The organism is Planococcus sp. S3-L1 (assembly GCF_030063085.1).
Classification (GTDB): domain Bacteria; phylum Bacillota; class Bacilli; order Bacillales_A; family Planococcaceae; genus Planococcus; species Planococcus kocurii.
Genome location: NZ_JASISN010000003.1, coordinates 103,909 through 126,433, shown reverse-complemented (window position 1 = coordinate 126,433; position 22,525 = coordinate 103,909). Strand labels below are relative to the sequence as shown.

General features: G+C 41.5%; 20 protein-coding genes, 1 riboswitch and 1 other annotated feature. Of the genes, 1 reads left to right on the top strand and 19 read right to left on the bottom strand.

Annotated elements, in window-relative coordinates; genetic code table 11:
• Nucleotides 1-335 precede the first annotated feature (335 nt).
• The 13 genes from QMF37_RS04585 to zapA all read right to left on the bottom strand — a co-directional run bounded on the left by QMF37_RS04585 (nt 336) and on the right by zapA (nt 15,217).
• Entirely contained in the window at nt 336-1,565 is a 1,230-nt protein-coding gene (locus tag QMF37_RS04585) for an aspartate kinase (RefSeq protein WP_283476841.1), read from the bottom strand.
• 126 nt (nt 1,566-1,691) lie between these two features.
• Nucleotides 1,692-1,866, bottom strand: a riboswitch (Lysine riboswitch).
• A gap of 37 nt (nt 1,867-1,903) precedes the next feature.
• On the bottom strand, nt 1,904-3,700 hold the full coding sequence (uvrC, locus tag QMF37_RS04580; RefSeq protein WP_283476840.1) for an excinuclease ABC subunit UvrC: 1,797 nt from the start codon (nt 3,698-3,700) through the stop codon (nt 1,904-1,906).
• Between the two features lie 50 nt (nt 3,701-3,750).
• Nucleotides 3,751-4,065, bottom strand: coding sequence for a thioredoxin (gene trxA, locus QMF37_RS04575; protein ID WP_149456309.1), 315 nt, complete (start codon nt 4,063-4,065; stop codon nt 3,751-3,753).
• A 271-nt stretch (nt 4,066-4,336) separates the two neighbouring features.
• Nucleotides 4,337-5,302 (bottom strand): electron transfer flavoprotein subunit alpha/FixB family protein, encoded by a 966-nt coding sequence (locus QMF37_RS04570; protein WP_283476837.1) that lies wholly within the window; start codon nt 5,300-5,302, stop codon nt 4,337-4,339.
• A gap of 126 nt (nt 5,303-5,428) precedes the next feature.
• Entirely contained in the window at nt 5,429-6,202 is a 774-nt protein-coding gene (locus QMF37_RS04565) for an electron transfer flavoprotein subunit beta/FixA family protein (RefSeq protein ID WP_283476835.1), read from the bottom strand.
• A gap of 20 nt (nt 6,203-6,222) precedes the next feature.
• Nucleotides 6,223-6,996 (bottom strand): enoyl-CoA hydratase, encoded by a 774-nt coding sequence (locus QMF37_RS04560; protein WP_071153207.1) that lies wholly within the window; start codon nt 6,994-6,996, stop codon nt 6,223-6,225.
• Nucleotides 6,997-7,013: 17 nt separating this feature from the next.
• Entirely contained in the window at nt 7,014-7,598 is a 585-nt protein-coding gene (locus QMF37_RS04555; RefSeq protein WP_058385685.1) for a TetR/AcrR family transcriptional regulator, read from the bottom strand.
• 138 nt (nt 7,599-7,736) lie between these two features.
• Nucleotides 7,737-9,428: a long-chain-fatty-acid--CoA ligase gene (locus tag QMF37_RS04550; RefSeq protein ID WP_283476833.1), complete on the bottom strand. Its 1,692-nt coding sequence runs from the start codon at nt 9,426-9,428 to the stop codon at nt 7,737-7,739.
• A 349-nt stretch (nt 9,429-9,777) separates the two neighbouring features.
• The gene (locus tag QMF37_RS04545; protein ID WP_058385687.1) at nt 9,778-10,191 is read right to left on the bottom strand and encodes a DUF350 domain-containing protein; all 414 of its coding nucleotides are present in this window, start codon (nt 10,189-10,191) and stop codon (nt 9,778-9,780) included.
• A 23-nt stretch (nt 10,192-10,214) separates the two neighbouring features.
• Nucleotides 10,215-12,575, bottom strand: coding sequence for an endonuclease MutS2 (locus QMF37_RS04540; RefSeq protein WP_149456310.1), 2,361 nt, complete (start codon nt 12,573-12,575; stop codon nt 10,215-10,217).
• A 73-nt stretch (nt 12,576-12,648) separates the two neighbouring features.
• On the bottom strand, nt 12,649-14,358 hold the full coding sequence (gene polX, locus QMF37_RS04535; RefSeq protein WP_283476830.1) for a DNA polymerase/3'-5' exonuclease PolX: 1,710 nt from the start codon (nt 14,356-14,358) through the stop codon (nt 12,649-12,651).
• A gap of 56 nt (nt 14,359-14,414) precedes the next feature.
• Complete coding sequence (locus tag QMF37_RS04530) at nt 14,415-14,951, bottom strand: CvpA family protein (protein ID WP_283476828.1); 537 nt, start codon at nt 14,949-14,951, stop codon at nt 14,415-14,417.
• A gap of 5 nt (nt 14,952-14,956) precedes the next feature.
• Nucleotides 14,957-15,217 carry a cell division protein ZapA gene (gene zapA, locus QMF37_RS04525; RefSeq protein ID WP_058385691.1) on the bottom strand — a complete coding sequence of 87 codons (261 nt, stop codon included), beginning with the start codon at nt 15,215-15,217 and terminating at the stop codon, nt 14,957-14,959.
• Between the two features lie 81 nt (nt 15,218-15,298).
• Here zapA and rnhC point away from each other — a divergent pair, with 81 nt between their 5' ends.
• Entirely contained in the window at nt 15,299-16,228 is a 930-nt protein-coding gene (gene rnhC / locus QMF37_RS04520; RefSeq protein WP_283476826.1) for a ribonuclease HIII, read from the top strand.
• A 445-nt stretch (nt 16,229-16,673) separates the two neighbouring features.
• On the opposite strand, the gene pheT is transcribed toward rnhC, so the two are convergent.
• The 6 genes from pheT to QMF37_RS04490 all read right to left on the bottom strand — a co-directional run bounded on the left by pheT (nt 16,674) and on the right by QMF37_RS04490 (nt 22,522).
• The gene (pheT, locus tag QMF37_RS04515; RefSeq protein WP_283476824.1) at nt 16,674-19,073 is read right to left on the bottom strand and encodes a phenylalanine--tRNA ligase subunit beta; all 2,400 of its coding nucleotides are present in this window, start codon (nt 19,071-19,073) and stop codon (nt 16,674-16,676) included.
• 14 nt (nt 19,074-19,087) lie between these two features.
• Nucleotides 19,088-20,125 carry a phenylalanine--tRNA ligase subunit alpha gene (gene pheS, locus QMF37_RS04510; protein ID WP_058385695.1) on the bottom strand — a complete coding sequence of 346 codons (1,038 nt, stop codon included), beginning with the start codon at nt 20,123-20,125 and terminating at the stop codon, nt 19,088-19,090.
• A gap of 38 nt (nt 20,126-20,163) precedes the next feature.
• Nucleotides 20,164-20,390, bottom strand: a binding site (T-box leader).
• Nucleotides 20,391-20,435: 45 nt separating this feature from the next.
• Nucleotides 20,436-21,203: a TrmH family RNA methyltransferase gene (locus QMF37_RS04505; RefSeq protein WP_071153201.1), complete on the bottom strand. Its 768-nt coding sequence runs from the start codon at nt 21,201-21,203 to the stop codon at nt 20,436-20,438.
• A gap of 170 nt (nt 21,204-21,373) precedes the next feature.
• Complete coding sequence (locus tag QMF37_RS04500) at nt 21,374-21,817, bottom strand: small multi-drug export protein (protein ID WP_283476820.1); 444 nt, start codon at nt 21,815-21,817, stop codon at nt 21,374-21,376.
• Nucleotides 21,814-22,317, bottom strand: coding sequence for a hypothetical protein (locus QMF37_RS04495; protein WP_071153199.1), 504 nt, complete (start codon nt 22,315-22,317; stop codon nt 21,814-21,816). The genes QMF37_RS04500 and QMF37_RS04495 overlap by 4 nt, the downstream gene beginning before the upstream one ends.
• Nucleotides 22,307-22,522 carry a helix-turn-helix transcriptional regulator gene (locus QMF37_RS04490; protein ID WP_078080306.1) on the bottom strand — a complete coding sequence of 72 codons (216 nt, stop codon included), beginning with the start codon at nt 22,520-22,522 and terminating at the stop codon, nt 22,307-22,309. Before QMF37_RS04490 ends, QMF37_RS04495 begins: the two co-directional genes overlap by 11 nt.
• Nucleotides 22,523-22,525 lie beyond the last annotated feature (3 nt).

Sequence of the window (22,525 nt, the reverse complement as noted above, 5' to 3'; positions counted from 1 at the left end):
GTATGACTATACCTGAAGCCACGCACCATCATGATACAATAATATGACATATTTATTGTACTCCCCCCCTCAAGGAGCGTCAAGGCAACATAACTCCTTTAAACCGATAGCGCTTATGGATTTCGCAGGCGATTACCTTCTATCTAGAGGAAATGTATCGAAATAGAATCGATTTAACAGCATTCCCCCAAAAAAGCGATTCTCTAATTGAGAATCGCTCTTTCCAACTATTCTAGTACAAACCACTGTGTAGACATCATTACTATATCAGCATTGAGAATTTGAACATTTTGTGAATTTTTTTACTAGCTTTTATTACATTAGGAATTCATTATTTATGAGTGGACTTCTACCGCAGCCAATCCGTACGCTGCATGTAAAGCATTCGCTGATTTGTTCATATCTACTTCTGGCACAACGACTGAAATTTTTATTTCAGAGGTACTAACCATCTTCACCGGAACTTCTTCGCTTCTTAAAATATCGAACATCCGAGCTGCGACTCCAGGATTCGATACCATGCCTGAACCTACTATCGACACTTTCGATAAGCCGACTTCTACATTTAGTGTCAGAAAACCAATGGCATCTTGTGCTTCCGTTAAAACTCGGCGTGTTTCTTCAAGGCTTTCCTGGCTAATAGAAAAAGAGACAGACGGTGGAAATTCATCACTGATGCTTTGAACAATAATATCTACATCAATGTGATTTTCAGCAAGCTTTGTAAAAATAGTAGCAAGAGATCCGTTGAATGGCTTTTTGTAACTCACAGTTACGCGCGCTATTCCTGGTTCGAATGCCACACCTCTAACGATTAAATTTTTCTCCACAGTGATCACCTCTTGTATGATTGTGCCAGGCTCGTCTGAATAACTTGCTCTGACAGATAATGGTACCTTATTGTTTTTTGCGAATTCGACCGCTCTCGGATGTAGTACGCCCGCTCCGAGATTAGCAAGTTCCAACATTTCATCATAAGAAATTTGGTGTAACTTGCGTGCACCTGTTACATACCGTGGATCTGACGTATAGACACCGTTAACATCTGTATAAATCTCACATTTTTCCGCTTTTAGTGCTGCAGCAAGCGCAACGGCAGTCGTATCCGATCCACCGCGACCAAGGGTTGTAATATTACCAATTGTATCCACTCCTTGAAAACCGGCAACCACACAAAGATAACCATTTTCCAACACACGTTCAAGACGTTCTGTATTTATTTTAATGATGCGTGCATTACGTGGTACGGATTCTGTTTCAATTCCTGCCTGCCATCCAGTAAAAGATAAAGCTTCATGACCCAGTTTCTTGAAAGCCATCGCCAATAACGAAATCGTAATTTGCTCACCTGTTGCCAGTAACATATCCATTTCTCGCTTTGGCGGTTCCGCTGATATTTCTCCCGCTAATCCGAGCAACGTATCAGTTGTCTTACCCATCGCCGAAACAACAATGACTACGCGTTTGCCTGCTTGTTTTTCACGAATAGCTCGTTTGGCAACTCCGATAATTTTTTCTGGAGTCGCGACAGAAGTTCCTCCAAATTTCATGACGATCGTTTTCATTCCATCCACTCCCACATTTAGTATGTGGCCCTCAAAATGACTAGCGATCATGCCACTAGACACAAAAAAAGGTAGCTCCCCGCAACCGCGGGAAACTACCTCTTATCATGTACGAAAAAAACGTCCATGTGAGATAGCCCTCCAGAGATTGACTCTGACAGCTCAGCACTTGTTAAATGCAGAACCAGCATGCGTAATAGCAGTCATACGCACACTTCGGCGACCGTCCCTTTCACCATCCTTCGTAGATTCTGCAAATCTCCAGATGCTTACTATTGACGTTCGCGCCTCTATCATCACTTTTCCAAGTGATTTACTTATTCTTCTACGATACCATGTTACGACTCGCTTGGCAATGTGCCTTGTTTAAAATGCTGTTCAATAGAGATTGCTAGCGCTTCTGGCATTCCTGCCTGTTGGATTTGTTCTACTGATGCTTCTTTGATTTTTTTAACAGAACCAAAATGTTTCAGTAGCTGTTGCTTACGTTTGGGGCCAACCCCTTCAAGCCCATCAAGTGCTGATTGAATTGAATTTTTTCCACGTAACTGACGGTGAAACGTAATAACAAAACGGTGGACTTCGTCTTGAATCCGTTGAAGCAAGTAAAAAGCTTCACTCGTCCGTTTTAGTGGCACAATTTCAGCAGGTGAACCATACAGCAATTGAGAAGTTTGGTGCTTAGCGTCTTTTGCTAGACCCGCAATTGGGATAGATAAACCGAGTTCATCTTCTAAAATTTCACGTGCCGACTCCATTTGTCCTTTTCCTCCATCAATAACAACCAGGTCAGGTAAAGGTAAACCGTCCTTCAATACACGTGAATAACGTCGACGGATAACTTCTCGCATCGCCGCGTAATCATCCGGCTTTGACGCATTCCGAGTCTTGTATTTGCGGTAGTCTTTTTTAGAAGGCTTGCCATCAATAAACGTAATCATTGCAGATACTGCATCAGCGCCTTGAATATGCGAGTTATCAAAAGCTTCGATGCGAAGAGGCACTTCAATATTCATCGCCTCACCCAAATCTGTACACGCGCCAATGGTTCGTTCTTCTTGTCGCTCTAACAATTGGAATTTTTCTTTAATGGCCACTTCCGCATTTTTCTTAGCAAGTGCCACCAGCTCTTTTTTCTTGCCTCGTTGTGGAACGAGTACACGAACGCCTAGCCATTCTTTTAACATGTCGGGATCATCCGCTTCAGGAATTAAAATTTCACTCGGTTTCACATGGTTGGCTTTTTCATAAAATTGCCCGAGATACGTTAAAAATTCCTCTTCCGGATCACGGTACAAGGGGAAAAGCGATACGTCTCGTTCAATTAGTTTGCCTTGTCGCACAAAAAAGACTTGCACACACATCCAGCCTTTATCAACAGCATACGCAAAAACATCGCGATTGGTAAAATCATTCATCGCCATTTTTTGTTTTTCCATCACCGTTTCAATCATATTAATTTGATCACGGTATTCTTTTGCGCGTTCAAATTCCAGATTTTCTGCCGCTTCCGACATTTTTGCGACCAATTGCACTTTAACTTCACGGAATCCACCGTTTAAAAACTTTGTAATGCCATCAATCATCTCTTGATAGGTTTCTTTTTCAACCGGTTTAACACACGGTGCTAAACATTGACCTAAATGATAATACAGACATACTCGGTCAGGCATGGTATGACATTTCCGCAACGGGTACAAGCGGTCCAGTAGTTTTTTTGTTTCTGCTGCTGCGTAGGCGTTAGGATAAGGTCCAAAATATTTCCCTTTATCTTTTTTTACTTGTCTTGTCGTGATCAGCTTTGGATGACGCTCTCCCGTAATTTTTAAGTACGGATAGCTTTTATCATCTTTTAGCATAATGTTATACTTCGGATCGTATTTTTTAATCAAGTTCAATTCGAGAATTAATGCTTCTTTATCAGAAGACGTAATAATATACTCAAAATCCTCTATTTCATTCACCAAACGTTGTGTTTTGGTATCATGACTTCCCGTAAAATAAGAACGCACACGATTTTTGAGAACTTTTGCCTTTCCTACATAAATTACCGTATTCTGGCGATCTTTCATCAAATAACAGCCTGGTTGATCAGGCAATATTGCCAATTTGTGTCGAATCAATTCGTTTGCCATTTTATCACCCTATTAAAAAACCGGGTACCATCACTGGACCCGGTTAAGAATTATGCGTGTTTTTCAACCAATTCAGCTAATGCTTCTTTTGGTCGGAAACCAACTACTTTATCAACTGTTTCGCCGTCTTTCATCAATAACAAAGTTGGAATTGACATGATGCCATAGTTTCCAGCTGTTTCTTGGTTTTGATCCACATCAACTTTTACGATTTTAACTTTATCGCTCATTTCAGCGTCCAATTCTTCTAGCACAGGAGCGATCATTTTACATGGTCCGCACCAAGTTGCCCAAAAATCTACTAAAACGAGTCCTTCTGCTACTTCTTGTGAAAAGTTCTGATCTGTACCGTGTACAATTGCCATGAATAATTCCTCCTTATGATTAACCAAACTATATTCAAAGTATATCATGCGTTAAAAACACTAGCTATTTTTTTGCCTACTCCTCTATTACCCAGCAGATCATTGAGCTAAACGAAAACAGATTGCTTCCGTCCTAACAGTTGCTTTCCTACAGCAGTCGCTACTTTTTGAAGCCACTCATTAGTAAAAATCCTCAGACAAAAACAGATGACGAATTTTTTCTCGCCACCTGTTTAAGTTTTAAAAGTAAGCGATTAGCCACTTTTTGTAATTACATTACTTTCTTAAATTCTTCTGTCAGCATGGGAATAACTTCAAACAAATCTCCGACAATGCCGTAATCTGCTACTTTGAAAATATTTGCTTCTGGGTCTTTGTTGATTGCTACGATGACTTTCGAGTTAGACATCCCCGCCATATGTTGGATAGCTCCAGAAATACCAGCTGCGATATATAGGTCAGGTGTTACCACTTTTCCTGTTTGTCCAATTTGAAGTGAGTAATCGCAATAATCTGCGTCACAAGCTCCGCGAGATGCACCGACTGCACCACCAAGAAGATTAGCTAATTCTTGTAAAGGTTCAAATCCTTCTGTGCTCTTGACGCCACGGCCTCCAGCTACGATAACTTTCGCTTCCGAAAGATCGACACCTTCAGTTGATTTGCGGACAACATTTTTAATAATCGTGCGCAGGTTTGTAATATCCACAGTCAACGAATTAACTTCACCTGAACGTTCTTGTCTTTCAAGTGGCGCAATATTGTTCGAACGCACTGTAATAAAGTCAATGCCATCTTTTAGTTTCACTTTTTCAAACGCTTTACCAGAGAAAATCGGACGGATAAATACAGCTTCGTCGCCTTCTCCTTCAATGTCCGTAACATCTGAAATTAAGCCAGCTTGTAATTTAGAAGCGATTTTGGGTGCCAAGTCTTTGCCAACTGATGTATGACCAAAAACGAGACCTTCTGGTTTTTCTTGTTCGACAACTGCCATGAAAGCTTGACCATAGCCGTCAGATGTATATGATTTCAAATGCGGATGTTCAACTGTTACGACACGGTCTGCGCCATATGCCACAAGTTCAGCACCAAAATCAGCGACTGCATCTCCGATTAAAACGCCTACTACTTCACCGCTGCCAGAAATTTTCTTAGCAGCTGCAATTGCTTCAAATGAAACATTACGTAATGCGCCTTCGCGCGTTTCGCCTAAAACTAATACTTTCTTCGCCATAGTCTGTTTACCCCCTAAGTAGATGTGAAAAAATGCTATCGTGATATGAACGTACCGAACGCTTAAAATCATCAACAAACTTGTCGTTGTATCTTTTACTAAGATGCTCGGTCACTTCAAGTTACATTAAATAACTTTTGCTTCGTTACGTAGTAAGCCAACCAGTTCTGTTACCTGGTTTGAGATGTCACCTTCAAGAATACGGCCAGCTGCTTTTTTCGGTGGCAAGTAGATTTCGATTGTTTCTGTTTTCGCTTCTACGTCGTCTTCTTCGATATCTAAATCATCTAATTCCAGTTCTTCAAGCGGTTTTTTCTTCGCTTTCATAATTCCTGGAAGCGATGGATAACGCGGCTCGTTTAACCCTTGTTGAGCTGTCACTAACAGTGGCAGTGACGTTTCTAATTCTTCTGCATCGCCTTCGATATCACGAACGATGGTTACAGTTTCGCCATCAATGCTCAAGCTAGTAATAGTCGTTACACAGTTAATGCCAAGTAAATCGGCAACGCGTGGTCCGACTTGTCCAGAACCGCCATCAATTGCTACGTTTCCTGCTAAAATCAAATCAGCTTCTTTGTCCTTTAAATACTCAGCCAATATGTATGCAGAAGTAAATTGATCCATTTCTTCAACGTCGTCTTCTGTATTAATCAATACAGCTTTGTCGGCGCCCATCGCAAGTGCTGTACGCAGTTGCTTTTCTGCTTCTTCATTACCAATTGTTACGATCGTTACTTCTCCACCGTGTGCATCGCGGACTGTGATGGCTTCTTCAATCGCGTATTCATCGTAAGGATTAATGATGAATTCCGCACCGTCTTCCTGGATTTGTCCACCTGAAACGACGATTTTCTCTTCTGTGTCAAACGTACGTTTTACTAATACATAAATGTTCATGAACGTAAACCTCCCAAGTATTATTTCCCTTTAAATTGCGCTTCCCGTTTTTCCAAAAATGCTTGAATTCCTTCTTTAGCATCTTCTGAAACAAAAACTGTACCAAAAGATTGTGCTTCTGCATTGACTCCTTCGTGATACGAAGCAGGTTTTGTATATTGCAACATTTGGATAGCTGCTTTTACAGAAACCGGACTTTTCTTCGCAATTTTACGGGCAATTGTAAGCGTTTCCGAAAGAAGGTCTTCTTCTGGATAGGCACGGTTAGCCAAGCCATATTGCGCTGCTTCCGTTCCTGAGATCGGATCACTCGTTAATAACATTTCAGCTGCTTTTGCTGCGCCTACATACCTAGGCAAACGCTGCGTTCCAGCAAACCCCGGAATCAATCCTAATTGAAGCTCCGGTAATCCTAGTTTAGCATTTTCAGTAACAAATCGCATGTGACAACTCATTGCCAATTCCAATCCACCGCCCAAAGCAGCTCCGTGGATCGCGGCGATAACTGGCTTATGGAACGTTTCAACACGTTCAAAAACTTCCTGACCACTCGCTGACAATTTTGAAAATTCTTCTCCTGAAGATACTTGTGTGAATTCTTTAATATCGGCTCCTGCAGAAAAGAATCTGCCTTCTCCGTGCAAAACAATGACGCGAACTTCCTCATCATTTTCTACTTGGTTTAACAATTCATCGACTTCCAAAATAAGTGAACGCGACAGTGCGTTTGCCGGTGGACGATTAATCGTCGCGATGGCAACTCCATCTTCTTTTTTCCAACTAATAAATTCCATCCAATGAGCCCCTTTCTTTAAGCTTGCATACCTTTTAGCAGCAAACGATGAACTTGTGGCGCGAGTTCGACTAAATCATATTTATGATCATTCATGACCCATGTTGTGATGGTCTCATCCATTGTACCAAAAACCATCTGTCTCGCTAAACGAATATCCATTTCAATGTCAAATTCTCCATCTTCCATTCCTTTTATGAGAATCTTGTCCATTAGCTTTAAATATTCTCGAAGCACATTATTGATTTTAAGGCGGAGATCGTGATTTGATTGGCGCAATTCAAGTTGCGTCACAATAGCTAAGTGAATGTCGCTCGCTAATAACTCGAAATGACTCGTAATCATTAACCCCAGTTTAGTTGATGCAGTCAACTCACGCGAGATGATTTCTTCTAGCTTACTGACGAAAATACCCATTTTCTCTTGAAATACAGAGATGAGAATGTCTTCTTTGTTTTTAAAATACAAATAAATCGTTCCGTCAGCAACGCCTGCTTGTTTGGCTATTTTCGAAACTTGCGCTTGATGATAGCCATTTTCAGCAATCACAATAACCGCCGCATTGATAATCTGCTTATACTTTGGCTTGTCTTTTTTTACCATACTGTCACCACCCAAAAAAATATGAAAATATGAATGGCGATTCATTCATATTTTCATATTATCGTTTATTCACTAGAGTGTCAAGTTTTTATCCTATTTACTGACTCAGCAGATTGCTAGTTTGAAATGGGCGAGTTCTTATGACGGAACTGCTTCGTTCTGTTTAGCGACTTCTTCATCCACTAACGATCTTCGTAATATTTTACCAACTGCTGTTTTCGGTAATTCTTTGCGGAATTCGTAAATGCGCGGCACTTTAAATGCAGCTAAGTTTTCTCTGCAATGCGTATTGAGTTCTTCTTCTGTTACAGTATAGCCTTCTTTTAGCACGATGTATGCTTTTACTGTTTCTCCACGATACGGATCTGGTATACCAGCTACGACGCATTCTTGAATCGCTTCATGCTCATATAATACTTCTTCGATTTCACGCGGATAAATATTAAAGCCACCAGCGATGATCATGTCTTTTTTACGATCCACGATAAAGAAATGACCTTTATCATCCATGTAGCCAAGATCTCCAGTCAATAACCAGCCGTCGACGATTGTTGCAGCCGTCTCTTCCGGTTTGTTCCAATAGCCCTTCATCACTTGAGGACCTTTAATCGCAATTTCTCCAATTTCGCCGTTAGGAACCGGATTTAATGTACCTGACTGAAAAATTTTACTATCTGTATCTGGATACGGTAAACCAATCGAACCTTTTGTTCGTTCTCCCCAAACTAAGTTTGAATGAGTAACTGGGGCAGTTTCCGTCAATCCGTAACCTTCGACTAGCTTGCCTCCTGTTAGTTTTTCAAACTTCTCTTGCACTTCTGCTGGCAGTGGAGCCGAACCGCTCAAGCAAGCTTCAATAGAAGAAAGATCGTATTTTTCAATATCCGGATGATTCATCAATCCAATATAAATCGTTGGTGCTCCTGGGAATAAGGTAGGTTTTTGCTTGCTGATGGTTTTCAATGCTGTTTCTGGATCGAATTTTGGTAGCAGCACCATTTTGTCACCAAGCATAACAGATAAAATCATGACCGTCGTCAAACCATATACATGGAATAACGGGATGATTCCCATAATGGTTTCTTCTCCTTTTTTACATTTATACAGCCAGCTATCACACATGGTTGCGTTGGAAATGATGTTTTTATGCGTTAACATGACCCCTTTCGGAGAGCCCGTCGTACCTCCTGTATACTGCAACAAGGCAAGGTCTTCTTCAAAATCGAAAGGTGGTTTCACGACAGTTGATTGTGCGGTTTTCATAATTTCAGTGAACAAATGATTAATGCCTCGATGTTCCACTTTAACGGTCATGCCGTACTGCTTTTTCTGGATAAATGGATAAACTAAATTTTTAGGAAATGCCAGATAATCTTTAATCCCGGTGACAATGACATTTTCTAGATCTGTTTCTTTTAATACTTTTGAAATCCGTGGGAATAAAATATCTAATCCAATGATGGCTCGTGCACCTGAATCTTTCATTTGATAAGCGATTTCGCGCTCGGTATATAACGGATTGGTCATCACGACGACGCCACCCGCATAAAGGATCCCATAAAAACTAATGACCGCCTGCGGACAATTGGGCAGCATAATCGATACTCTATCGCCTTTTTTAATGCCTAATTTTTGAAGATAGTTAGCGAACTTCATAGAAGACTGATAAAGTTCTTCATAAGAAAGTTCTTTCCCCATAAAATGGATTGCTACTTTTTGTGGGTACTTCTCATAAGCCTTTGTTAAATATTCCTGTACCGGCATGCTTGGGTAAGTCAGTGTATGGGGCACTTCTGGTGGATAATGTGCAAGCCAGGGCTTTTCAGTCATTCTTTTGACCTCCTAATTTGTATTAGAATCGCGCGAATATTCCTACTTTTGATTATAAAGAAGATTGAGAACGCTTTCAAACTTTATTTTAGGACTTCTGAGTAAAGACTAATTTTGCTAATGACCAACTCAATCTTTTTGAGTATCTTTCACTAGAGCAGCTCCATTCGAAACAGCTCACACCTGTCGATAACTAGCTCTACTTGCGAACTTTTCATCCATATAAAAAAGCCAGCTCCAAGGCTGGCACTGTCCATTAAAAAACGAACAGGAAAATAATTCCGACAATAATAAAAATCGCACAGAAAACAAACAAAATTTTAATAAGATTTTCCACAACATCCAACTCCTATTGAATACTAGCTCCGATGACAAACGACAAGCCAACCGAAATGGTCATTGAAATAAAGCCGACAGAACGATTATCCCGTTCAATTTCATCATCTACTTTAAATTTAGGTGTCAAAAACTCAAACAAAATATAAGCAAAGATCAACAAGGTAAAACCAAACAGACCCCAGCCCACCATTTCAACTAACGAATTATGCTGTTCGATGGAAAAGCGGAAGATGTTGGTGACCCCAAAAATCTTGCCACCTGTAGCCATTGCCACTGCTAGGTTACCTTTTTTGATTTGTTCCCAATTATTGTACTTGGTCACCATTTCGAAAATTACCATTGCGACGATCAAGCACAATACTACCACACTAAAATAGCCAGCTGATTCGACTAGCGGGTGTGTCCAAAACCCTGTCTCTGTCATTTGTTATTCCCCTTTTTAGAAACTTACTTTAATTCGGCGACGGTCACACCAGAGCCGCCTTCTCCCGCTTCGCCAAAACGATAGCTTTTTACACGTGAATGTTTTTTCAAGTATTGCTGGACTCCTTGACGCAGCGCACCTGTTCCTTTTCCGTGAATAATTGATACTTGGTGGTAATTTGATAATAACGCATCGTCCAAGTATTTTTCAACACGTGCAAGTGCATCCTCATAACGTTCACCACGTAAGTCTAGCTCCATTTTGATGTGACTGTCACGGTCTTTTAAGGTTGCCATCGTTCGGGTTTCTTTTTGCTTTTCGGGTTTTGTATAAGACAGGTCTGACTCAGGCAATTTCATTTTCAAAATACCAATTTGAACAATCCATTCATTTTTCGATACTTTTTCAACTAAGGTTCCTTTTTGACCGAAGGAAATGACTTTAACTTCGTCATTTGGTTTTAACGGTTTTTCTGCATTGTCTTTTGCTGCTTTTTTCAAAATTCGGTTTTGAGGCATCGCTTCTTCAAGCCGCTTTTTCGCATGGATCAGTTCGTGCTCTTTTACCGACGAACCTTGATTAAGCTGCATTTTGCGCAAGTCCGTTATGACAGCTTCCGCTTCTGCTCTTGCTTGGTCAACAATTTTCCGCGCTTTTTCTTTGGCTTTTTCTTCTAGCCGTTCTTTTTGTTGCTCGTATTCTGCTAATTGCTTGGCTAATTCTTTTTTCAATTGCTCAGATTCTAGTAAGACTTCTTGCGTTTGTTCTGCGTCTTGTTCTGCTTGTCGACGACTCTTCTCAAGAGATGCAATCATCGAGTCAACTGCTTTGCTATCTGTTCCTGTAAAGCTCTTCGCATGGCTAATGATGTGATCTGGCAATCCAAGACGTTTTGAAATTTCAAAGGCATTACTCCGACCTGGTACTCCAATTAATAACCGGTAAGTCGGACTCAATGTCTCCACGTCAAACTCTACACTGGCATTCGCTACACCGGGACGATTATAACCATAAGCTTTTAGTTCCGGGTAATGCGTTGTCGCAATAACACGCGCGCCTCTGCCATGGACCTCATCTAATAGTGATATTGCTAGCGCTGCTCCTTCTTGAGGGTCTGTACCCGCTCCCAGTTCATCAAAAATCACCAGTGAATTTTCATCGAACTTGGTCAAAATATCAACAATATTCACCATATGCGAAGAAAACGTACTCAAGCTTTGCTCGATTGATTGTTCATCGCCGATATCGGCAAAAATTTGATCGAATACCGCAAGTTCTGAACCATCAAGAGCCGGTACCGGCAAACCAGATTGTGCCATCAACGTCGATAACCCAACCGTCTTTAACGTCACTGTTTTACCGCCTGTATTGGGGCCGGTGATGACGATCGCTGTTATGTCTCTACCAAATTCGATATCGTTTGGTACGACTTCGTCTTTTGGAATTAACGGATGTCGCGCTTTTCGCAAATTAATATAGCCTTCTGTGTTCATCGTCGGCTTGGTACCTCGATGAGCTGAGCCGTATTTTGCTTTTGCTAAAATTAAATCGATTTCACCGAGTACATCAACTAATAAGAAGAGTTCATGCGCCACTTCTTGGACCTGTGCTGACAACATCAGCAAAATACGATCGATTTCTTCTTTTTCTTTCATCTTCAGACGACGCACTTCATTATTTGCTTGGACGACTGCATCTGGTTCGATAAATAAGGTCTGTCCTGATGAAGATTGGTCATGTACAATGCCTCCGTAATGGCTGCGGTATTCTTGCTTGACCGGAATGACAAAACGGTCATTGCGTATCGTTACAATCGAATCCGACAGCATTTTTGAAGCATTTTTGCCACGCACCAAACTTTCTAAACGCTCACGGACACGACTTTCTTGTGTACGCAATTGCTGTCGAATAGTCCGTAGCTCTGTGCTCGCACTATCCAATACCCCACCATTGTCATCAATACAAATATTAATGGCGTGTTCAAGAGCTGTCAGGATGGGCATGGATTCTTTTTTCTCTAGGAAATGTGGAATCTGCACTACTGCTTCTTCTTGAATGGTTTCGAAAAACTGACGCAAGATGCGGCTCGCACGAACAGTCGATGACACTTCCATTAGTTCCATTGGACTTAGACTGCCACCAATTTGTGCTCTTCGTGCGTGAAGGCGAATGTCAAAAATCCCCCCCATCGGCACATTGTTTTTAACACGCAGTACTTGTGCGCCTTCGTCCATTTGTTCAAGTAAGCGATTAACTTCATTGATATCTGTGGATGGCAACAGATTATCCACATGGGCTTTTCCAAGTGAAGACGTACAGTAACGTGCCACTTCATCGCGGATTTTGTAAAATTCAAGTGTTCTTAATGCGCGTTCTGCGATCATGTAAGAACCTCCTAACTTTGGCTATAAAATAAATGGTTCTATATCGTTCTTCTGCAAGTGTCTGGATCATTTGTTATTTTGATTTGTTGATAAATTCTTTGAATTTTTCAAGTGACCACGTATTGACGACCGTGTCTTTTTTCAGCCAGGCTTTTTGGGCATGCTTAACGCCGGTTTCCATGACTTCCAATCCTTCAATGGCATGAGCATCTGTGTTGATTGCGACAGGAACTCCTTTTTCTTGAGCCAGTACAAGATAAGGAACAGCAAGATCTAAACGGTACGGACTGGCATTCAATTCAACAATTTTGCCGTATTCTTTTGCCCAATCGAGGATTTGTTCAACATTCGGATTATAGCCATCACGCTGGCCGACAATTCTACCAGTCGGATGTGCAATCATGTGAACATTTGGGTTTTTCATAGCCGTTAAAATCCGTTCCATGATTTGTTCTTGTGGTTGCTGGAAACTTGAATGGATGCTGGCAATGACAAAGTCTAACTGGCTCAGCATGTCATCATCAAAATCCAAGCTAGCGTCTGGCAAGATATCCATTTCTGTTCCAGAAAACACTTCGATTTCCAGGTATTTTTTATTCGTTTCACGAATTAAGGCGTGTTGCTCTGTTAGTCGTTCAGGGGTTAGGCCATTCGCCACTTTCAAATACTGCGAATGATCGGTAATAACCATAAATTGATAGGATTTCGCGACACACGCCTTAATCATTTCTGTTAAGGAGTTGGCACCATCTGACCAAGTGGTATGCATGTGCAAATCGCCTTTAATGTCTTCAATCGTTACTAATTCTGGCAATTCATCTAAACGATCGAGTTCACGGCCATCTTCACGCACCGATGGCGGTATAAACGGCAAACCAAAATGGGCAAAAAATTCTGTTTCAGATGCAAACGTAGTGACCGTTCCGTCTTCCTGCTCGACACCGTATTCACTAATTTTCTTGTTTTGCGACTTGGCCAGTTGACGCATCTTCACGTTATGGTCTTTCGATCCGGTAAAGTGGTGCAGCGCTGTGACAAATTCTTCAGGCGCGACTAAACGAAAATCTACATCAATCGGTTCTAACACTTCCACAGTTACTGAAACTTTCGTATCTCCTGATGCAATCGTTTCCTTTACAGGTAAAGCCGCAAGTAATTGCTCTTTCACGAGCGCAGGTTCAGCGGTTGCGATAATAAAGTCGATATCTTTACTTGTTTCTTTCGTCCGGCGAAAACTTCCGGCTACTGAAAACTCAGTAACTTCGGCAATTGATGTTAAAACATCTTGAATAAACGCCACGGTTTCTTCCGTTTTCCAAATTGGCTGACGATCCGGCTTGGTTTCAAAGTCATTGATCTCTTTGAGTATCTTTTCTTCTGATTTCGGACCAAATCCTGGAAGTTTCTGGATTTCTTCATTTAAGCAAGCTACCTTCAAGGTTTCCATCGAATCAATGCCCAATTCTTTGTAAAGTTTGGCAATTTTCTTACCACCTAATCCTTGAAGTTTCATCATTGGAATCAGCCCTTTTGGCACTTCTTCTTGAAGCTCTTCGAGAACGGTTGACTTATTGTCATTTATTAGTTCGAGTATAACGTCTCCGGTTCCTTTTCCAATACCTTTTAATTTGGTGACATCTTCGATTTCGTCCAAACTGCGCTGATCGAGTTCAAGCGCTTGAGCGGCTTTTCGGAATGCCGATACTTTAAATGGGTTTTCCCCTTTAAGTTCCATGTATAATGCAATTTTTTCAAGTGTTCTGATGATAATTTTCTTATTCACCAAAAGCCCTCCTCGTTTCGATTAAAAAAACTTCCCTCGTAAGAGAGAAGTTCCTACTATAGATAAATATACCACCATTCTTTTACTTTCTCAGAAAAATAAGGCGTATTCTCAATCATGGATTGAGCTAATCCTGAATTCTCTAATTGGTTCTGCACCACATCAAGCGGAAGCAGCGCGAACACATAGATGAAAATAAACAACAGTATGTAAGCTTCGATAAACCCTAAAATCGCACCAAGAATTTTGCTGAAAAATCCAAGTACTGGTAAGAACTTTAAAAAATCAAACATCGATGCAACCAGTTGCAATGCGAACTTCACAACAAAGAAAATAAGTGCAAAGGCTAATAATTGATAAAAAGTTTGATCCAAGTCTAATTGATCCACTACTAGCGTGAACTGAGAGTTTTCATTTATCGCTGGATAGGGAATCCACAACACAAAGTATTCGGACAGTGGTTTATAGTATTTATAAGCCGCGACTAGTGCAACAACAAACCCGATCATATGAATCAACTGGACAATAAACCCTCTTTTTGCGCCCACGATGATACCACCGACCAGTAAGATGACTAATAGTATATCAAGCATTCACGTCAACCCTTCAGTTTTTTCAATTCATTTTCTAATTGTTCAACTTGCTCTTTCAGTTTAAGATAGTCATGTACCGCATTTGATGCAGTTAAGACGGCAAGCTTTGCTTGATCCAATGATGGATTCAACGCATTAATTTCTCGCATGCGGCTATCGACAATCGATGCAACTAAGCGCATATGACCGGACGTTTCAGTACCAACCATTTTATAGGTGTTGCCATAGATGTCAACGACCGTGTGAATTTTATGTTGCTCTGACAATGCAATATCCCCCTTTGGAATTCTTTACCCATCATACCATGAACACAAGCTGATTGTGAATCAAAGAAAGGTGACCCACTCATGTCAAACGTCGTTCTAAAACTTACAGAAGACAGTCTTCTCAAAGTGATTGCTCATTACGAGAAAAACAAGATCATTTCCAAAAATCCATATGCTCGCTTTAGCGCTAAAATCTCCGATACCGTCGTGACTGTTTACACCTCTGGAAAAGTCATGTTTCAAGGGAATGGAGCTGCACGAGAAGCAGCAAAATGGGGAATTGCCCCTGCAGCTGACAAAATCGTCTCAACCAAAGGAGACAAACTTCCTGACGGTTTTGCCCAACTTTCGGTTCTCGGATCTGACGAAACGGGCACCGGTGATTTTTTCGGACCAATTACCGTCGCGGCGTGTTACGTACCGGCCGACAAAGTTGAACTTGCACGTGAACTCGGTGTGAAAGATTCGAAACAACTGACCGATGACTGGATGCGCCAAGTTGCCCCCGACCTTAGAGCAACATTTGCACATAAAGTGCTAACTTTAAAAAATGATAAATACAACAAAGTCCAAAGCCAAGGCTGGTCACAAGGAAAAATCAAAGCCTTGTTGCACAACCAAGCACTCAAATATGTTCTAAACGAGATTGCACCCGAAAAACCAAACTTTATCTTAATCGATCAATTTGCAGAACGCGGCATCTATTATAAGCACATTAAGGAAGAACCAGAAATCATTCGTGAGAACGTCTTGTTTTCCACGAAAGCAGAAGGTCTTCACGTTTCAGTTGCCTGTGCGTCGATTATCGCTCGCGTTGCATTTCTTGAAGAGATGGACCGAATGAGTCAAGACGCGGGTATGACTTTGCCAAAAGGCGCTGGAAAAATCGTGGATGAAGCAGCGGCGAAGATTTTATTGAAGCATGGTGAGGCGTATTTGAAAGGGTTGACGAAGGTGCATTTTGCGAATACGGGGAAAGCTGTTGCAATAGCTGATAAGAGGCACAAGTAAATTTACACTTAACATTTAATGAAGCTTATTATTTTTATAAGGTAGATATCCAATTTAAAAGTTCTTAAAAAAGTGCTATCCCATAATCTCGAACTCGACGTTTACTTTTTGAAGTCCTAGAGGTGAAATCTTTTGAACAACCAATTGCGTTTAATAGGAGCGAACACACTTTCTACATCTATTTTGCGTCTGCTGTAAAGTTGGGTTACAGATTCATCCTCAAGAGCTGCTTTAGTCTTTACTTTCATTTTACGGAAATAATCTTTTGTTTTAGCTTCAAAATGGATGATGGTACTGAAGACGAATCGGTTGAAGCTATGCCCGCGGAAAACATCCGTCACAATGGATATCATTCTGTTCTTTAACTCGGAAAAGGAGCTGTACCCAAAAGTCATTGTTCATGACCTTTGGGACAGCCCCTTTTTAACCTTGCAATTAAATTCCGTTAACTTCTCAGCTCTGCTCCAGCTTCTGTTAAAGCTGCTAATACTTTTTCATGTGCACGGATAACATCTTCATCCGTTAATGTTTTTTCTGGATCGAAGTAAGTTAACGAGAAAGCTACTGATTTTTTGCCTGCTTCCATCTTATCGCCTTCATAAAGGTCGAACACGCGGACGTCTTTCAATAGTTTGCCTCCTGCATTGCGGATGACGGTTTCAATCGTTGCCGCTTCTACCACTTTAGAAAGAACTAACGCCACGTCACGTGACATGGACGGGTAACGTGGTACTGGCGTGTAAACAAGTGCCTCTGTTGCTTTACTTAACAACACAGCCAAGTTCAACTCCATGACAACCGTAGTTTTCAAGTCGCGCGCTTTTTGTTCAGACGGATGCAACTCACCGATCACACCAATACGCTGACCGCTATGCATGATAAAGGCCGTTCTTCCGGGATGCAAATCATCCATTTGGCCACGTTCAAAAGTCAATTCAACACCAAGTTTATCGCTAAGCCCCTCCACAATACCTTTCAAGACGAAAAAGTCGACGGGCTTTTTCTCACCTTGCCAGCTATGATCGAGCCAAAGACCTGTAATAGCGACCGCTAAATGTTCCTGCTCGTTTAGTAGCTCATCTTGACCTTTAAGGAAAACAGAACCGGTTTCATACAAAGCGACCGAATCCATTCTTCTTGCTGTGTTATACGTAACAGATTCCAACAAATGCGGCAACAAGCTTTGACGCAACAAACTACGCTCTTCGCTCATCGGCATTAAAAGACGCGTTGTTTCCGTTTCTTCTAAAGCAAATTGTTTTACTGATTTTGCAGAAGTTAACGAATACGTCGTCGCTTGTAATAATCCAGCACCTTCCATAAGCGAACGAACAATGCGGCGTTTTGCCTGATAGGGAGTCAAGCCACCTGGTGTCGTTTCAGCTTCTGGTAATGTTGCTGGAATTTCATCGTAGCCGTATAGACGAGCAATTTCTTCGACTACGTCTTCAGGAATTTGAATGTCTTGTCGACGTGTTGGCACAGAAATGACCAGTTGGCCATTCGTTGCTTCTGTGTTAAATTTCAAGCGGTTTAAAATATCCCACATGTCTTCAAAGGAAATCTTCATACCCAGACGGCTATTAATGAAATCTGGAGACACTTTAACAATTTTCTCTTCTTTGTTTAATTCATCGAATATGACAGAGCCAGCTAATACTTCGCCACCCGCAAGTTGGGACAACAACTGTGCTGCACGTTCTGCGGCTGGAATGACACGATTTGGATCGACGCCTTTTTCAAAACGTGAACTAGCATCACTGCGTAGGCCATGATCTTTAGAAGTTTGACGAATAGAACCCGATTCAAAATAAGCAGATTCGATGACAACAGTCGTCGTTGTTTCGCTTACTTCCGAGTTAGCGCCGCCCATAACCCCTGCAATCGCCACCGGTTTTTCTCCATTGGTAATCACTAATTGACGGCTAGATAATTTTCGCTCCGCGTCATCTAAAGTGGTAATCATTTCGCCTTCTTTAGCATGGCGAACCGTAATGTTCCCTGTTTCCAATAAATCATAGTCAAATGCGTGAAGCGGCTGACCATATTCCATTAATACATAGTTTGTAATATCAACTACGTTATTATGTGGACGGACACCAGCTGCCATTAAGCGTTGTTGCAGCCACATAGGTGACTCTTGAACTTTAATGTTGCGAACGACTTTTGCGACATACAAAGGGTTGGCTTCAGGCGCATCGATTGACAAGGATAGTATCGAAGCTGCTGTGTCAGATGCTTCTGTATAGCTAATCTCAGGCAGGTTGATTTCTTCTGATAAAATAGCTCCTACCTCATAAGCAACGCCCAGCATGCTCATCGCGTCTGCGCGGTTTGGTGTCAGTCCTAGTTCTAATACAGTGTCATCTAAACCGAAATTTGCAATGACATCAGAACCGGTTTTTGCATCTTCTGGCAGCACATAAATGCCTTCAGCGTAGGCTTTTGGCACAAGCTTGCTTTCAATTCCGAGTTCTTGCAACGAACAAATCATGCCATGCGATTCTTCTCCTCGAAGTTTCGCTTTTTTGATGTTGATGTCACCTGGAAGTTTCGCTCCAGGACGTGCCACGATTACTTTTTGGCCAGCTGCAATGTTCGGTGCACCGCAAATGATTTGTGCCATTTCTCCGCCAACATCTACTTGACAAATCGATAGTTTATCAGCTTCAGGATGTTTAACACAAGATTCAACATAGCCCACTACGACATTTGTCATACCGTGTGACCGGTCGATCACTGCGTCTACTTCAATACCTGAACGCGTTATTTTTTCACCTAATTCAGCGGGTGGTAATTGTTGTGTGTTTACATAGTCTTTTAACCAGTTAATGGATACGAGCATGTTTTATTTCCTCCTTAAAGTTCTGTACGTTGGAACTGAGATAAAAAGCGAACATCGTTTGTGTAGAAATGACGAATATCTTCAACGCCGTATTTCAGCATCGCAATCCGTTCTGGACCCATACCGAAAGCGAATCCAGTTAGGCGTTTGGAGTCATAACCAGCCATTTCAAGTACATTCGGATGCACCATTCCAGCGCCTAGAATTTCAATCCAGCCTGTTTTCTTACACACGTTACAGCCACTGCCGCCACATTTAAAGCATGAAATATCCATTTCAACAGAAGGCTCTGTAAACGGGAAAAAACTTGGACGAAGGCGAATTTCGCGATCATCGCCGAACATTTTCTTAGCAAATACTGAAAGCGTTCCTTTTAAATCACTCATGCGAATGTCTTCGCCGATAACCAATCCTTCAATTTGTGTGAATTGATGTGAATGCGTCGCGTCATCACTATCACGGCGATACACTTTGCCCGGGCAAATGATTTTGATCGGCTCTCCGCCTTTTGCTTCCATTGTCCGCGCTTGAACTGGTGATGTATGTGTGCGTAGTAAAATATCTTCTGTTATATAGAAAGAATCTTGCATATCACGAGCTGGATGACCTTTAGGTAAATTCAACGCTTCAAAATTGTAGTAATCTTTTTCTACTTCCGGGCCTTCTGCTACTTCGTAACCCATTGAAATAAACAAGTCTTCAATTTCTTCTACTACACGCGTCAGTGGATGTGCATTACCTGTTTTAACGGGACGTCCTGGTAATGTAATATCAATTGTTTCGCTTTGCAACTTCTCATAGATCGCTTGTTCTTCTAAGATGGCCATGCGTTCTTCGAGTTGCGTTGTAACTTCCTCGCGTACCACATTAACCAAAGCTCCCATTTTCGGACGCTCTTCAGCCGGGAGTTTCCCCATGCCTTTTAATAAATCCGTAATCGGTCCTTTTTTCCCTAAATACGCGACACGAACATCATTCAGTTCTTTAACAGTCGACGCTGTGGCAATTTTTTCGAGTGCCTGTGTTTTCAATTCCTGCAATTGTGCTTCCATTTTTTCTCCTCCTTAGACAGTAAAAAGCCCCGTCCCAGAAAAGGGACGAGGCATTATTCGCGGTACCACCCTAGTTATTGCAAATTGCAATCACTTGTTTACATAACGGCTCTTCACCGGCCCATCTTTACAGTATTGCTACTGGTCCCGTTGGGCAGCTCGCGGGGTGAACTTCTGAGGCGTTTACATATCTACACTTCCAGTCAAGGTGCAGAATCTCTGTGATGTAAGGGCGCAACGTACTTTTCCCGTTCTTCGCTTTTACTTATTTACTTTCTCATTATACGAAAGTTCTAGCCTTTTATCAAACTTAGTTTTTCGGAACCAAGCTATACAAAAGAATCCCTGTCGCCACTGCAACATTCAGTGATTCTGCGCTACCATATAGCGGCACCATCAAATTCTGATCGGTTTGCTGCAAAAGTACAGCATCAACGCCACTGCCTTCATTGCCAACAAGTAAAGCAAACTTTTCACATGTCTCAACTTCGTGAACCGGTGTCGAGTTATGAAGCGCTGTTCCAAAGATTTGGATATCATTTGCTTTAGCTTGCGCTGTCCATTCAATCAGTTCGCCTTTAACAACAGGAATCTGAAAATGTGAACCTTGAGCAGATCGAACCGTTTTCGGGTTGTAAGGGTCTGCACAGCCTTTTCCAAGAATGACTGCGTCCATGCCGCTTGCTGAAGCTGTCCGAATCATCGTCCCGATATTGCCAGGATCTTGAACAGCATCAATCATCAATAGCTTAGACCATGTTTTTTGCTCATCTTCTGTAAATTCGGGTTGTGCACAATGCGCGAAAATTCCCTGCGTGTGCTCAGTTTCCGAAATTTCCTTCGCTACTCCTGCCGTGACCGAATAATGAGGAACGCCTTCAATATCCCAGTCTGCTGGGATATCTACGCCTTCGCGGACAATCAATGATTTGACAAGATCTTTTTTACGCAAGGCTTCTTCTGTCAAATGAAAGCCTTCGACTAGGAATTCTGCAAACTTATCGCGTTCTTTTCGTGTCGTTCCAAGCTTTTTCCAATGCTTGACGAGCGAGTTTTGGTTAGATTCAATTCTTTTCATTATAGCTTCACGCCTTTATTTCAGAATAACACCAGTATAACATACCCAAAAGCGCAATCACCTAGAAGTCGATGTCGAGCTATTGCCACTTTACTTATGCAAGATATTTTGACGAACCAACATTTTTCGCCACGTATTAATGAGATCTAAGCAACTTTACCTTCATTTATTCAAGCCGTAAAAAAATCAAATCCAAGCGCTGTCAAAATACCGAATGCTAATGTCCAAGCAGCAATGCTGATCGTCAGCCAAACCGTCGTGTTCTTTTTAGTAGCACCAAGTGTCATTCCGATAAAAGCTGCAATATGTGTACCAATTAAAATAGGTCCAAGCATCGCTAGTCCTGGCAGACCGTACTTGTTCCAAATTCGTTTGGCCCGTTCACTTTTTTTCGAAGTGGCTTTACCTTTTGCTTGTTGTCGTTTTGTGTACCAAAGTTGGAAGCGGTCAAAGCCAATAATTAATGCCAGGACGGTGACCATATTTCCAACAAATGCAAGTACCATCACCCAAAACGGGGATAACCCCCAAACAATGCCAAGCGGAATAACCAACGCAATTTCAAACCACGGAATGGCCGCTCCTAAAAAAACGAGAAAATATTCGTAGATCATTCATCTTCCTCCTTTAAATGCGCGCGAATTTCTCGGTAGTAAATGACGTATTGAAGTAACGCGACTACCAAAATGGCAAGCACGGTATAAATCCGTGGCAGCGGCGAAAACATTGCAAATACTGCGAGTGCTGGCAAACTCCAAGTCATAAAGGTATAGACTTTTTGAGAAGCAATGCGCGTAATATGTGTCATGCCTTCATCTTGTTCTAAATATTCAGGTGGACGAATTGCAAAAGACGGAATTTTTTGTGTTGGATACAGCTTGTTATGGCGTCTTATTTTCATGTAAAAAATGAACAACATGATCAAGTATAAAATGATTGACCCTACAATAACAAATCCTTGAACGACGCCATACTCAACTAATATGCTTTGTTCTATTTCTGTATTGACAATTTCAGTCGTTTCGGGTGAATTGACTCCGAACAAGAAAATTCCTAACACCATGATAAATCCCATCATCCACAATGGATACTGCATACGAAAATCATTTTTCATGTCCTTCGTCCTCCTCTAACCAGAATAAGTCGTTGATGTTCGTCTGCAGAGCTTTTGCGAGTTTTAACGCTAAGGTAATTGAAGGGGAAAACTCCCCTTTTTCAATAAAAGCAATCGTTTGTCGCGTGACATCCACTTGCTTGCCGAGATCGCTTTGGGTAAAGCCGTAACGAGCTCTTAGTTCTTTTACTCGGTTCTTAAGCATCTG